10 protein-coding genes and 1 pseudogene are annotated in these 13,687 nt (G+C 47.5%); 3 read left to right on the plus strand and 8 right to left on the minus strand.

The features are described 5' to 3' along the window. Nucleotides 1–10 precede the first annotated feature (10 nt). The 6 genes from A2F46_RS03450 to cyoA are packed head-to-tail and all read right to left on the minus strand — an operon-like array spanning nt 11 to nt 6,275. Nucleotides 11–1,408, minus strand: coding sequence for an MFS transporter (locus A2F46_RS03450; protein WP_082783558.1), 1,398 nt, complete (start codon nt 1,406–1,408; stop codon nt 11–13). A gap of 19 nt (nt 1,409–1,427) precedes the next feature. Continuing rightward, nucleotides 1,428–2,387 (minus strand): heme o synthase, encoded by a 960-nt coding sequence (gene cyoE, locus A2F46_RS03455; protein WP_082783559.1) that lies wholly within the window; start codon nt 2,385–2,387, stop codon nt 1,428–1,430. Between the two features lie 11 nt (nt 2,388–2,398). Then, the gene (gene cyoD, locus A2F46_RS03460; protein WP_066566693.1) at nt 2,399–2,731 is read right to left on the minus strand and encodes a cytochrome o ubiquinol oxidase subunit IV; all 333 of its coding nucleotides are present in this window, start codon (nt 2,729–2,731) and stop codon (nt 2,399–2,401) included. Continuing rightward, nucleotides 2,728–3,342, minus strand: coding sequence for a cytochrome o ubiquinol oxidase subunit III (locus tag A2F46_RS03465; protein ID WP_066566705.1), 615 nt, complete (start codon nt 3,340–3,342; stop codon nt 2,728–2,730). Before A2F46_RS03465 ends, cyoD begins: the two co-directional genes overlap by 4 nt. After that, entirely contained in the window at nt 3,332–5,329 is a 1,998-nt protein-coding gene (gene cyoB, locus A2F46_RS03470) for a cytochrome o ubiquinol oxidase subunit I (RefSeq protein ID WP_231867693.1), read from the minus strand. The genes A2F46_RS03465 and cyoB overlap by 11 nt, the downstream gene beginning before the upstream one ends. A 19-nt stretch (nt 5,330–5,348) precedes the next feature. Beyond that, nucleotides 5,349–6,275: a cytochrome o ubiquinol oxidase subunit II gene (gene cyoA / locus A2F46_RS03475; RefSeq protein WP_066566707.1), complete on the minus strand. Its 927-nt coding sequence runs from the start codon at nt 6,273–6,275 to the stop codon at nt 5,349–5,351. A gap of 665 nt (nt 6,276–6,940) precedes the next feature. Between cyoA and A2F46_RS03480 the strand changes: the two genes are divergently transcribed. The 3 genes from A2F46_RS03480 to recD are packed head-to-tail and all read left to right on the plus strand — an operon-like array spanning nt 6,941 to nt 10,740. Next, nucleotides 6,941–8,191: a lipoprotein-releasing ABC transporter permease subunit gene (locus tag A2F46_RS03480; protein ID WP_066566709.1), complete on the plus strand. Its 1,251-nt coding sequence runs from the start codon at nt 6,941–6,943 to the stop codon at nt 8,189–8,191. Further along, nucleotides 8,184–8,888: a lipoprotein-releasing ABC transporter ATP-binding protein LolD gene (lolD, locus tag A2F46_RS03485; RefSeq protein WP_066566713.1), complete on the plus strand. Its 705-nt coding sequence runs from the start codon at nt 8,184–8,186 to the stop codon at nt 8,886–8,888. The genes A2F46_RS03480 and lolD overlap by 8 nt, the downstream gene beginning before the upstream one ends. Before the next feature lie 31 nt (nt 8,889–8,919). Beyond that, complete coding sequence (gene recD, locus A2F46_RS03490; RefSeq protein ID WP_066566716.1) at nt 8,920–10,740, plus strand: exodeoxyribonuclease V subunit alpha; 1,821 nt, start codon at nt 8,920–8,922, stop codon at nt 10,738–10,740. A gap of 90 nt (nt 10,741–10,830) precedes the next feature. On the opposite strand, the pseudogene secF reads toward recD, so the two are convergent. Next, nucleotides 10,831–11,765 (minus strand): annotated as a pseudogene (secF, locus tag A2F46_RS03495) (protein translocase subunit SecF). Nucleotides 11,766–11,771: 6 nt separating this feature from the next. Continuing rightward, nucleotides 11,772–13,622, minus strand: a complete 1,851-nt coding sequence (gene secD, locus A2F46_RS03500; protein ID WP_066566719.1) for a protein translocase subunit SecD — start codon at nt 13,620–13,622, stop codon at nt 11,772–11,774. Nucleotides 13,623–13,687: the final 65 nt, after the last annotated feature.

Below are 13,687 nucleotides of genomic sequence, written 5' to 3' on the forward strand. Positions count from 1 at the left end.
CCTATTGGGCTTAATGAGGATGGGTATTTGAGAATTGTGCCAATGCCAGTTCCAGCGCTTCACGATTGGTGATTTTGCGGTCTATTTTGACATAAGCGCTCTGTTCTTGTGGTTCGATGACGACATCTTCCACGCCTGGACATTGTTGTAAAAAGGTGCGTAAGGCATCTGCATCTTTAGTGGGTTCGTGTAGCACTAAGCGTAAACTGGCTAAATAAGGTGGTTCATTTAAGGTAAAGCTGAACAAAAGCCAAGCCGCACTTACCAATAACCCCACCCAAAAGACGTGGGCCATTCCAAAATGACCCGCTAACCAGCCACCCATACTGCCACCTGTGGCTACGCCCAAGAATTGGCTGGTGGAATACATACCCATAGCAGTGCCTTTGTAACCAGCAGGTGCCTCTTTACTCACAAGAGAAGGTAGTAAGGCTTCCAATAAGTTAAAGGCGATAAAAAAGAGTTGGGTTCCAAATACGACAATCCAGAAATGATGGCCAGATTGCCACAGTGTCCATTCTGCGACCATTAAAATAGCCACGCAAATGATGAATACGGTGCGCATCCGTCGTTTCACTTCAGCCAAAATGATGCCAGGCAAAACGCAAACAAAGGCTATCAGCATGGTACCTAAATAAATTTGCCAATGATCGGCGGCAGGTAGTCCCGCTTGTTCCAATTGAGACGGCAGTGCAATAAAGGTGGCCATCAACAGTAAATGCATACAAAAAATACTGATATTGAGTTTAACCAGTTGGCCATTGGCCAAAACGGTTTTAAACCCACCACGCACGATAGCGGACTCACGATTTAGGGTATGCTGGGGGGCGCCTGGAATCATGAAAATGGTCAATAAAATACCTATACTGGCCAATGCGGCGATAAACCAAAATAAACCTTGCAGCCCCACGATGTGGGTGAGTATGGGGCCTAGCACCATCGCGATGGCAAACGTAATGCCAAAAGAAATGCCGATGAAGGCCATGGCTTTAGTGCGGTTTTGTTCTCGAGTCAGATCGGATAACAATGCCATTACTGCAGCAGCAATAGCACCCGCTCCTTGTAGTGCCCGTCCCAGAATGACGCCCCAAATAGAGCCAGACATTGCCGCCAAAACACTGCCAGCCACGAAAATCAGGAGGCCGAAAACAATTAAGGGTTTGCGGCCAAATTTATCAGACCACAAACCAAACGGGATTTGAAAAACAGCTTGCATCAAACCGTAAATACCAATGGCTACGCCAATCAATATTTCACTGGCCCCATGCAAAGCCATGCCATAAGTGGTTAATACCGGCAACACCATAAACATGCCCAGCATACGCAAGGAAAAAACAGCTCCCAAACCCCACGTTGCACGAAGTTCTGTCGCTGTCATGTGTCCATCTTGGTTGAATCGTTTTTGCATATTGGCTGCATAAATTAGTTTATAAAAAACCTGCCCATTGTAAAATCAGGCAGGTTGATTGGCAGAATAGGTTGCGTGTTTTATTCAGGTCAATTACTGAGCTGACCAAGGTTTGTGCTGAAGGCGCCATAAAATCAATTGACATCATGACGCTTAGAGCAAAAATAGCCACTATTGAAAAGACAAACAATTTACGTGCCCAGATGCGGTCATTGTTTTCTGATTTGTACCCTGATAAAGCCATGCACAACCACCACACACTCACAGCAGCAGCCACAACCAAATATTTATAACCGGCGTACCCACCGATAGACAGCATCAGGGTCGCAAACATAAAAGCAATGATGTACATGGTAATGTGGTGTTTGGCTACGGCAATACCTTTTACCACAGGTAGCACGGGGATATTGGCTGCCTGATAATCTTTGAAGCGGAAAATAGCAATGGCATAAGAATGTGGCATTTGCCACAGACTAAAAATGGCCAATAGAATCAATGCACCCGCATCAAATTCATGACTCACGGCGCAATACCCGATCACTGGTGGTGCTGCTCCAGAAAGGCTGCCGATTAAGGTCCCATAAACAGAGTGGCGTTTCATGTATAGACTATAGATGCCCACATACACGACAAAGCCCATGATAGACAACCACATAGCCAGAGGATTGGCACCAAAATACAACACCACAAAACCCAATACCCCTAATACTGTGGCCAAAACGGCAGTAATATTTGGTGAAACCAAACCTTTTACCAATACACGATTTTTGGTGCGTTCCATTTTGGGGTCAATATCACGGTCGATCAGGTTGTTAAATGCACACCCTGAAGCCACTACCAATGACACACCCAGCAGCGTGAATACAAACAAGGCATAATCTATACTGCCTTTAGAGGCGAGTAGAAAACCACCGACAACCGAAATCAGGTTGCCCATGATGATGCCTGGTTTGGTCACTTGCAGGTAAGACTTAATCATGGTGATTCCTGTTAACCTGCCACCATGTTGGCGTTCAGGCTCCACATAATCCAAATGGAGAGTCCAACCAGCAACACAATCACAATGACGGTAAAAATAAATGAAATCAGATTCCAGCGCTCATCTGGTGCGGTGCCCATGTGTAAGAAGCATACCAGTTGTACCACCAATTGAACTACCGCACTCGCCACAATAACGACCATTAAGGTGGTTTTGGAAGCCATGTCATTCATGACCATTAGGAAAGGAATCAACGTCAGTATCACCGACAGGACAAAACCCAATACATAGGTTTTGACACTGCCGTGTTGTTCAACATGGTCATGATGGTTGGTTTGATTCATAACAGGACTCCCATCAAATAGACAACAGAAAATACGCAAATCCACACGATGTCCAAAAAGTGCCAAAATAGACTGAGACACATCAAGCGAGTGCGGTTAACATGAGTTAGGCCACGTCCGGCTACCTGAATCATCATAATAGCCATCCATATCAAGCCTGAGGTGACGTGCAACCCGTGGGTGCCGACTAAGGCGAAGAATCCAGACAAGAAACCACTTCGATCTGGGCCCATGCCATGGGCAATAAGGTGATGGAATTCATAGATTTCCATCGCAATAAAGCCTGCACCGAATAAAAAGGTAATGGACAGCCACAATAAAACTTGAGTTTGTTTGCTTTTGTTCATGGCTAAAATGGCAAAACCATAGGTGATGGAACTGAACAGCAACAAAAAAGTTTCAGTGAGCACAAAAGGCAATTCGAAAATGTCTTTACCTGACGGGCCACCAGCAGTGCCGGGTAAGAGCACTACATAGGTCGCAAATAGACAAGAGAACAAAATCAAGTCACTCATCAGGTAAATCCAAAAGCCAAAAACTTTCAAAGGCCCGTTGTCATGGTGTCCGTGATGGACGGGGACACCAGTATGAATCACAGTATCAGTTGACATTTTTCAATCCTGCTTTGGTTAATTCATCAAAACGCTGATTTTCGATGGTTTCGATTTCGGCAACCGGTACGTAGAAATCCACATCTTGGTCAAAGCTCTTGGCAATCCAAGTCACCAGCATGCCTAAAAAACCGACAATGGCCAACCACCAAATATGCCAAATCATGGCAAAACCAAATACCAAGCTGAATCCAGCAATAATGATGCCTGCTGCGGTATTCTTGGGCATGTGAATTTCTTCATAGTGCGCCGGTTTTTTATACGCAATGCCTTTTTCCTTTTCATCCCAAAATGCGTCGCGATCCTCAACCTGGGGTTCAACCGCAAAGTTATAAAACGGAGGGGGAGAGGAGGTCGCCCATTCCAATGTACGACCACCCCACGGATCACCTGTGATATCACGGTTTTGATTGCGGTCACGAATGGATACGTACAATTGAATAAATTGACAGGCAATACCACAAGCAATGATGGCGGCACCTAGCGCAGCCACTGTCAACAGTGGGTGAAATTGCGGATCTATGTGTTGGCTGATGCGGCGCGTCATACCCATGAAGCCGAGTGCATACAGCGGTAGGAACGCGGCAAAAAAGCCAATTTGCCAGCACCAGAAAGCGCGTTTGCCCCATTTTTCACACAAAGTAAAGCCGAATGCTTTCGGGAACCAGTAGTTCATGCCTGCAAATAGACCAAATACCACACCGCCGATAATGGTGTTATGGAAGTGAGCAATCAAAAACACACTACCATGCAAAACAAAGTCTGCACCTGGTACGGCGAGCAATACGCCTGTCATACCGCCAATTGCAAAGGTAACGATAAAGCCTATCGTCCACAGCATGGGTACACGGAACGTAATACGGCCTTCATACATCGTAAACAACCAATTGAAGATTTTCACCCCGGTAGGGATGGAAATAATCATGGTGGCGATACCAAAGAACGCGTTGACGTTGGCACCAGAACCCATGGTGAAAAAGTGATGCAGCCATACAATAAAAGACAAAATGGTGATGCACACAGTAGCCCAAACCATGGAGGTATAGCCAAACATTTTCTTACGCGAAAAAGTGGCCGTAACTTCTGAGAACACGCCAAAAACAGGCAGAACTAGGATATAGACTTCAGGATGACCCCACGCCCAAATTAAATTGATGTACATCATCATGTTGCCACCCAGTTCATTGGTGAAGAAGTGGGTGCCGAGATATCGGTCTAAAGTTAATAAAGCAACGGTTACCGTTAAAATTGGGAAAGAAGTCAAAATCAGTATGTTGCTGCAGAAAGATGCCCAGCAGAAAATCGGCATTTTCATTAGGCTCATGCCCGGAGCGCGCATTTTCAAGATGGTAGCGATGAAATTGATGGCGCTAAGCGTTGTTCCGATACCTGATATCTGTAATGTCCAAATCCAGTAATCCACGCCCACACCTGGACTGAATTCCAAGCCAGACAAAGGTGGATAAGCCAGCCAGCCCGTTTGTGCAAATTCGCCAACCCCTAAGGATAGGTTGATCAATACCACACTCACGGCAGTGAACCAGAAGCCAAGATTGTTTAAAAACGGATAAGCCACATCTCGGGCACCCAGTTGCAAAGGGATCACAAAATTCATCAAGCCAATTACAAAAGGCATGGCCACAAAGAAAATCATGATTACACCATGGGCAGTGAATACTTGGTCATAGTGATGGGGCGGCAAAAAGCCTTCTTGACCTGCTGAAGCCAAAACTTGTTGGCTACGCATCATGACCGCATCGGCAAAGCCGCGAACCAGCATAATGATGGCCAAGAAAATATACATGATGCCGATGCGTTTGTGGTCAACAGTGGTCACCCAATTGCGCCACAGCGGCCCCCATAGCTTGAAGTAGGTCAAGCCGGCCAAAACTGCCAAACCGCCCAGAATAATGGCACTAATGGTCACCATAATGATGGGTTCGTGGTACGGAATGGCATCTAAAGATAATTTACCTAATATTGACATTGTCTCTATCCTTACATGCTTACTGAGCGCCGCTGGCTGCATGAGCAGCAGGCTGATGTGTGTCGCTTTGGGCTTGCACGGCAGCAGGCATGTTGTGGTTCATGAATTTCTGAATCACATTGTTGAACAAATTGGGATCAACTTGAGCGAAGTATTCTGGCTTATTAAATTCGCTGGGCGCCGCCAATTTATTGAAAGCCGCCATGTTGCCTAAGCTGTTGGGCGACTGTTTCACTTTGGCTACCCATTGTTCGAAGCTGGCATCATCCGGCGTGGCAATGGCGGTGAATTTCATACCAGAAAAACCAGCACCGCTGTAGCTGGATGAAATACCTTTAAACGAACCGGGTTCGCTGGCAATCAAATGGACTTTTGTCTGCATGCCTGCCATTGCATAAATTTGGCTGCCCAATTGTGGGATAAAGAATGAATTCATGACTGAATTCGAAGTGACTTTGAATTCTACCGGTGTGTTTTGCGGAAAAGCCACTTCATTTACCGTCGCAATGCCTTGTTCTGGGTAAATAAACAACCACTTCCAATCCAAAGAAACCACTTCGATGGTGATTGGTTTTTTATCATGATCCAAAGGACGATAAGGATCCAATGCATGAGTGGTTTTCCAAGTCAGCACGGCCAAAATAATAATAATGACCACGGGAATACCCCAAACCACGGCTTCAATTTTGTTGGAATGTGACCAATTGGGTGAGTATTTGGCATTTTGATTGCCCGCCCGATATTTCCAAGCGAACACAAACGCCATCACAATGGCCGGAATCACCACAAGCAACATCAAGCCTAAGGCTGTAAAGATGAGCGTGCGTTGTTCCATACCGATTTGGCCTTTGGGATTGAGTAGTGCCGCATCACAGCCGCTTAACAACAGCGAGCTGGTCATGCAGGCAAGCAGTCCACCCCATTTGGCATGCTTACTAATTCTCATGTAATGACCTCAATACAGGAACGCTACAAACATTAAACAAATGAAAGCCGCATTTTAAGGCATCCGACCTTATACGTATATTCTTTGATGTGCATCATAAAGTGATGAATCTATGTTTGATATACGTGAATTTCAATATTATTTAATAAAAAAATATAAATAAAATAATTAGATAGTTAATTTTGGGGAGAAGGAAAACGTTGGTTTAACTTGCCTTTACATTAATAAAAATAACAAATATTAATAAATATTAACAAATAAGTCGATTTAACCATTCCTAATGTGACGTTCAACTGCTGATGACTCACTCCTGATTGCCAACTACTCTGTATTTTGCATTACATCTTCATAGGCTAAACTAGATTCGCTTTCATTAACGCGGGTTGCCTGAAAAGTGATTATGTGCGGAACTAAATAGCAATACTAGAGTGATTTAAAGGGCAGTTTTGCTATTTGTATGCCTTTATTTGTCCTAGCGTAGTAAAGCATGGATGCATAAGTATCAATCAACGCCATGCTATTGCTCGGCATACTGGCTCGCCACACTATGCGCACTTACCTATCATTTAACCGGGTTTAACGGCAAAAATTGCCTGAATTGGGTTACAGGCAACATGGGCTCGGTTAGAATCTAGGCTTTGTCTCAATTCAGTTAGTGAAATTTCATGGCTTCTCTAGAAACCTGGATTGGTTTGCGCTATTTGCGCGCCAAAAAACGCAATGGTTTTATGTCTTTTATTACATTGATTTCTATTGCTGGCATTGCTTTGGGGGTGACGGCCTTGATTGTCGTGTTGTCGGTAATGAATGGCTTTCAAAAGGAAATACGCAGTCAGCTTTTGAGTGTAGCACCACATGCCGAGTTGGGTTTTTTCCCTAATAGCATTGATCAGAATTGGCAGGATTTACAAAAATTGGTGGCGGGTAAAACCAGTGTTCTGGCTTCTGCACCTTATGTGGCAGACCAAGCTTTGCTGGCCAATGCGGGTGAAGTACGGGGTGTTCAAATCCGCGGCATTGACCCTGCCTTGGAGGGAAAGGTGGTGGATTATGGTAAGAATATGCCCAAAGGCCATTTTGCCGACTTGAGGGCGGGTGAGTTCGATATTATTTTAGGCAAGGATTTGGCCGATGCGCTGGGTGCTGCTATGGGCGATAAAATTACTGTGATCACGCCCGATGGTAATGTGACTCCCGCAGGTATGGTTCCCAGACTTAAGCAGTTTACAGTGGTGGGCTTGGTGAAAACCAATATTTATGAAGTAGACAACACGCTGGCGCTCACCAACATCAAAGATGCGCAGGTTTTGTATCGAATGGGCGATGCGGTCAGTGGTTTACGTTTGAAGCTGGCCGACCCGCAAAATGCACCGTCGCTGATTCAAGGCATTGTGCCACCTTCTTTGCAAAGCCAGGTGTGGATACGTGATTGGACATTCCAGAATCGCAGCTACTTTGAAGCGGTGCAACTGGAAAAGCGCATGATGTTTATTATTTTGTTGCTGATCATTGCCGTAGCGGCATTCAATTTGGTGTCATCCTTAGTGATGGCGGTGACAGAAAAGCAAGCCGATATTGCCATTTTGCGGACATTGGGTTTGTCACCGGGTGGGGTGATGCGGATATTCATGATACAAGGTGCGGTTGCTGGTTTCTTGGGAACGTTGATTGGCGTGGTGTGCGGCGTGGTGCTGGGCATTAACGTGGGTCATATTGTGGCTTTTTTTGAAAAGCTCACGGGCCATCATCTGATTAATTCTCAAGTATATTTCATCAATTATCTACCTTCCAATGTGGAAACATCGGATGTTTTGACCATTGCTGTGATTTCGTTATCATTGGCATTTTTGGCAACGCTCTACCCAAGCTGGCGTGCAGCCAAAACTCAACCAGCAGAGGCTTTGCGTTATGAATGATAGGGTGAATCAAGACGTGGTCATTGATTGCGTGGATGTGTGTAAAAGTTATGATGATGGGCATTTACGTGTGGATGTATTGGCCCATTTGAACTTGCGGGTGTGTCGTGGTCAGAGTGTGAGCATTGTGGGGGCATCGGGCAGCGGTAAATCTACTTTGTTGCATTTACTCGGTGGTTTGGATAAACCCACTTCAGGCAGCCTTAAATTAATGGGCCAAGATTTAGCTGGGTTGAGCCAGGCACAAGTGGGCCATTTGCGTAACCAATATTTGGGTTTTGTGTATCAGTTTCATCACTTACTGCCCGAATTTACAGCGCTGGAAAATGTAATGATGCCTTTGTTAATCGGCAAGCGACCAAAGGCCGAGGCGGAAGCTGCCGCTGCGGTCATGTTGGATAAAGTGGGGCTGAAGCAGCGTATGCAGCACCGGCCCAGTGAACTGTCTGGCGGCGAGCGCCAGCGTGCCGCCATTGCCCGGGCACTGGTGAACAATCCGTCTTGCGTCTTGGCAGATGAGCCCACGGGTAATTTGGATCGAAAAAATGCGGCCAATGTATTGGATTTGATGCTCGATTTGAAAACAGAATTGAATACCAGCTTGGTGGTGGTGACTCACGACGAAGATTTGGCCGAGCGTTTTGAATCGGTGCTGACGGTTGATGAAGGCGGGCTGAAAACTTTTCAGGCTGCCTAAATGATTTGGTTTTCTGGGCTTAAGGGCGTATATGTTGGATGACGCACAGATGGGTATGTCTCCTGATCGTGCAGCCGATAGCACATCAGCAGCAGCACAAGTGCTGGTAGAGCGGGTGTTAGGGGCGCGAGCGCCGGATGAATGGTCTGTGCTTGCGCCTTGGGTAGAGGCGTTATTTTTGGCCTTGGCCGCCGGCCACAGCTGCGTACGTTTGAAGTCGACACAGGATAAATTATTGTTGCAGCAAGCCCCTACGTTGGTGGGTAAAGGCGGTGATATTGTGCCTTTCGTGGTGCAAGATGGCCGTTTGTATTTGGGCCGGGTATGGCAGTTGGAGCAAGACATTGCGAGGCATCTGGTGCGCTTGGCCCGCGCTACAGTGGATGCAGTTGACATACCTACGGCGCGAGCCTGTTTGGCCGCTTGGTTCGGTGGTATTGGGGCCGAGACCCAGCAGCAGGCTGCCGCGCTGGCTTTGTGGCAACCTTTCATGCTCATCAATGGTGGCCCCGGTACGGGTAAAACCACCACGGTAGCCAAACTACTGGCGCTGATTTGCCAAAGTGCTTGGCACAGAAATGGATGGCCACGCATTGCGCTGGCTGCACCCACGGGCAAAGCCGCAGCGCACATGGCTCAATCCTTGCATGCAGCGTTGGCTGGTTTTTCAATATCGACTACAGTATCAACCTATTTGCGTACATTAGAAGGACAAACGGTGCATCGCTTGTTGCAACTGCGCCCACCGTTATTGCGCAGTCCGTTTGGCCCAAATCAAACCTTGCCCATTGATATTTTGGTCATCGATGAAGCGTCTATGCTGGATTTGTCGTTGCTGAGCGCTTTACTCAATGCGCTGCGCACGGGGACGCGTGTCATTTTGTTGGGTGATGCTAACCAGTTGCCGGCGGTGGGTGCTGGTGATGTGTTGAGTGCATTGGCTCAACCCACGGCAATGGATGAGGTGTTGGCGACAAAATTGACTGCTTTGTTGCCCGAAGCCACATGGCCAGTCCAAGCTACGCCTGCGCCTTTGTCCAGCCATGTGATGACACTCACGTATAGCCACCGATTTTCCGATGAAGGAGGTATTGGTGTGTTAGCGAGTGCAGTGATGCGGGGCGATGTTGAAGCAATGGCTGCTGCATTTGCGCAAAACCCTGATGATTTGGTTTGGCATCCACGTGCTATCCCGAGCTTATGTGCGCCATTGTATGCATTTCAGGCAGCCTATTGGCAAGCAGTGGCCGAACACAATGTGGCGTTGACTTTTACATTGCTGGAAAAGATCATGCTGCTGTCGGTATGGCGTCGTGATGCAGCCGCATTTAATCTTGCCTATCGGCAATTTTTAATGAGGCATGGTCATGACGCTCAAGCGCGCTGGTTTGCTGGGTTGCCGATCATGGTCACGCAAAATGATTACAGCGTGGGTCTCTATAATGGTGATATGGGTGTGGTGATGGCGGCGGAAAATGGCCAATTGATGGCGTATTTCCCTCATGGCCAAAGCGCTTGGCGCCCGCTCAGTTTAAGCCGACTGCCTGAACACAGTGATGCTTTCGCTATTACTGTGCACAAAAGCCAAGGCTCCGAGTATGAGACTGTGTGGCTGCTGGCGCCAGAAGAGGCGTTGGTTGCAGATGATTCTCATGTTTTGTTTGACCGCGCTTTGTTGTACACCGCATTGACACGAGCCAAGCAGCGTTTCGTGTTTTGCGGCGCGCCTGCACAGTTGTTTCAGGCAGCCCAAACCCAGCACCAACGGTTGAGTGGTTTGCGAGCCGCATTGAAACGCCAATACCAGCGTCTCCAACCCGCCCCAGATGAGCTCAATGAGCGAGAAGAATGAAAGTATGGTGGTTGTCTTGGGCATAATAAAAGCCTAAACAATATAAAAGCCGCTGTGTTGAACAGCGGCTTTTGTTTGGTTGAGTCAAGACTACACCACGGCTTCTTCTTTACGTTTGGTGGGTTTATGTAGGTTTTGGCGATTGACACCAAACATCAGCAGCAATGGGCTGGCCACCAGTACTGAAGAGTAAATACCAAAGACGATGCCGATGGTCAGTGCCATGGCAAAGCCGTGTAGCGCCGCGCCACCAAACACCAGCATGGAAATAACCATGGCTTCGGTAGAACCGTGGGTAATAATGGTTCGGCTCATGGTGGCGGTGATGGCGTTATCGATAATTTCGGGGACACTGTGGCCGCGCATGTGTGGTTTGCGAAAGTTTTCACGAATGCGGTCGAACACCACCACAGACTCATTCACTGAGTAGCCCAATACCGCTAAGACGCCGGCCAAAACCGTCAGTGAAAATTCCCACTGAAACAAGGCAAAACAGCCGAGAATAATCACGACGTCGTGCATATTGGCAATGATGGCGGATACCGCAAAACGCCATTCAAAGCGCACTGATAAATAAATCACAATGCCAATCACCACCATACCCAAAGCCAATAAACCATGCGTTACCAGCTCTTCTCCCACTTGTGGGCCAATAAATTCCACTTGGCGCAAGCGATATCGGCGTGTTTTTGCTTGAGTAAACTCATCACTTGGTTGGACAAAGCGGCGGAGCTAATGCCTTCTTTATTGGGCAGGCGAATCATTACTTGCTTGTTGGTGCCCAAAGCCTGTACTTGGACCTCACCCATGTGCAAACCGTCTAATTCCTGGCGTACTTGGTTGAGGTCTATGCTTTGTTGCGATTCCACTTCCATGACTGTACCACCGGTGAATTCCACCGAATAGTTCAAGCCTTTGGTGACCAGAAAAAACACCGCAATAATGAAGGTAATCAGCGATATGGCCGTGGTGAGCTTGCCGTAGCTCATAAACGGGATGTCGCGTTTGATTCTGAAAAATTCCATGATGCATTATTCCTTTACTGTCTTGGTGGCTTTTTCTGGAATCCAGATATGGCCAATGGACAGGGTTTTCAGTTTACGGCGACGGCCGTACCACAGATTGACGAATGCACGGGAAACCACCACAGATGAAAACATAGATGTCAGAATCCCCAAGCAATGGACCACGGCAAAGCCGCGCACAGGGCCCGAGCCGAAGATCAGCAAGGCAATACCGGCAATTAGGGATGTGATGTTGGAATCGACAATCGTGTGCCAAGCATGCTCATAGCCCGCATTGATGGCCATTTGCGGTGAGTTGCCATGGCGTAATTCTTCGCGAATGCGTTCGTTAATCAAGACATTCGAATCAATCGCCATCCCCAGTGTAAGGGCAATAGCGGCGATGCCCGGTAGTGTGAGTGTGGCTTGTAGTGCAGATAAAATAGCAATCAAGAACAACAGGTTACACGATAAAGCCAGCACCGAGAAGACACCAAACATGCGGTAGTAGAGCATCATGAACAATGCCACCACCACAAAGCCCCATAAGGTAGAGTGGAAGCCTTTGCTGATGTTTTCTTTACCCAGTGATGGGCCAATGGTGCGCTCTTCGATGATTTTCATGGGTGCCGCCAAAGAGCCCGCGCGCAACAGCAAGGCTGTATCATTGGCTTCAGCGCTGCTCATGCTGCCTGAAATAATGGTGCGGCCGTTGGGAATGGGCTCATTGATGACGGGTGCTGTTACCACTTCCGCTTTGCCTTGATCAATCAGTACCATGGCCATGCGTTTGCCTACATTATTGCGGGTGAGATCGGCAAAAATACTGGCACCGCTACCATCAAAAGTAACGCTCACGCCCGGCTGGCCGTTTTGATTGAAATCAGGTTGGGCATTGCTGATGTTGTCGCCAGTGAGTTCGACTTGTTTATTCACCAAAGTAGGTGGGCCATTACCCGCAGATGGCAGCAATTCATAACCAGCCGGTATTGTGCCTTGGGCAGCCTGTTGCAATAAAGCAGGATCGTCCGACACCATGCGTACCTGCAAAGTGGCGGTACGACCTATGATGTCCTTCGCTTTAGCGGTGTCTTGCACCCCTGGTAGTTGCACCACGATGCGATCGGCGCCAGCTTGTTGGATAATTGGTTCCGCCACGCCCAGTTCGTTGACACGGTTGTGCAGGGTGTTGATGTTTTGTTTCACTGCATCTTCACGAATTTTGGCCATGGCCTGATCAGTTAGACTGATGACCAATCGGTTGCCATCGGTAGTCAACGTGGCTTGAGGTAGATTTTGCTGCAATTTGGGTAAGGCTTTTTGTACATCATCGGCTGCCTGAAAAGGCACCACGACCGTTTGACCATTTCGCACCATGTCGCCGCTGCGGATCTGCATTTGACGCAGTTGACGACGCACATCGCTGGCGTAGCTGTCTAACGTTTTTTGAATTGCTGCAGCCATGTCAACCTGCATGGTGAAATGCACACCACCGCGCAAGTCCAAGCCTAAAAACATCGGGCGTGCGTTGATTTGTGCCATCCATTGCGGGGTGTTGGCGAGCAAATTGAGTGCCACGATATAACCTTCACCAAATTGGCTGGCAATTGCATCGCGTGCTTTCAATTGAGTATCGGTGTCGGCAAAACGCACTTTCAGGCTGCCATCATTGATGAACATACCTTGATCTTGGATGTGTGCGGCTGCCAGTGCTTGCTTGACGGTATTTTCAGTATTTTCGTCTATGCTGATGGCTTGACGGTTGGTGGAGATTTGCACTGCCGGAATTTCGCCAAAGAAATTGGGAATGGTATAGAGCAAGCCCAAAATCAAGGTAAAGGCAATCAGCAGGTATTTCCACAAGGGGTAACGGTTCATACTATGACCAACCTTGCTGGGTGAAAAACAACTCAGATAAATGCCGCAACACCATGGCTGCGGCA

The organism is Snodgrassella sp. CFCC 13594 (genome assembly GCF_001590725.1).
Lineage (GTDB): Bacteria > Pseudomonadota > Gammaproteobacteria > Burkholderiales > Neisseriaceae > Snodgrassella.

Bases quoted from the DNA above. Each gene is read 5' to 3' on its own strand.
- cyoD (WP_066566693.1), bottom strand. From the start codon at position 2,731: ATGAATCAAACCAACCATCATGACCATGTTGAACAACACGGCAGTGTC.
- recD (WP_066566716.1), top strand. From the start codon at position 8,920: ATGTTGGATGACGCACAGATGGGTATGTCTCCTGATCGTGCAGCCGAT.
- A2F46_RS03480 (WP_066566709.1), top strand. From the start codon at position 6,941: ATGGCTTCTCTAGAAACCTGGATTGGTTTGCGCTATTTGCGCGCCAAA.
- secD (WP_066566719.1), bottom strand. From the start codon at position 13,622: ATGAACCGTTACCCCTTGTGGAAATACCTGCTGATTGCCTTTACCTTG.
- cyoE (WP_082783559.1), bottom strand. From the start codon at position 2,387: ATGATTAAGTCTTACCTGCAAGTGACCAAACCAGGCATCATCATGGGC.
- lolD (WP_066566713.1), top strand. From the start codon at position 8,184: ATGAATGATAGGGTGAATCAAGACGTGGTCATTGATTGCGTGGATGTG.
- cyoB (WP_231867693.1), bottom strand. From the start codon at position 5,329: ATGTCAATATTAGGTAAATTATCTTTAGATGCCATTCCGTACCACGAA.
- A2F46_RS03465 (WP_066566705.1), bottom strand. From the start codon at position 3,342: ATGTCAACTGATACTGTGATTCATACTGGTGTCCCCGTCCATCACGGA.
- cyoA (WP_066566707.1), bottom strand. From the start codon at position 6,275: ATGAGAATTAGTAAGCATGCCAAATGGGGTGGACTGCTTGCCTGCATG.
- A2F46_RS03450 (WP_082783558.1), bottom strand. From the start codon at position 1,408: ATGCAAAAACGATTCAACCAAGATGGACACATGACAGCGACAGAACTT.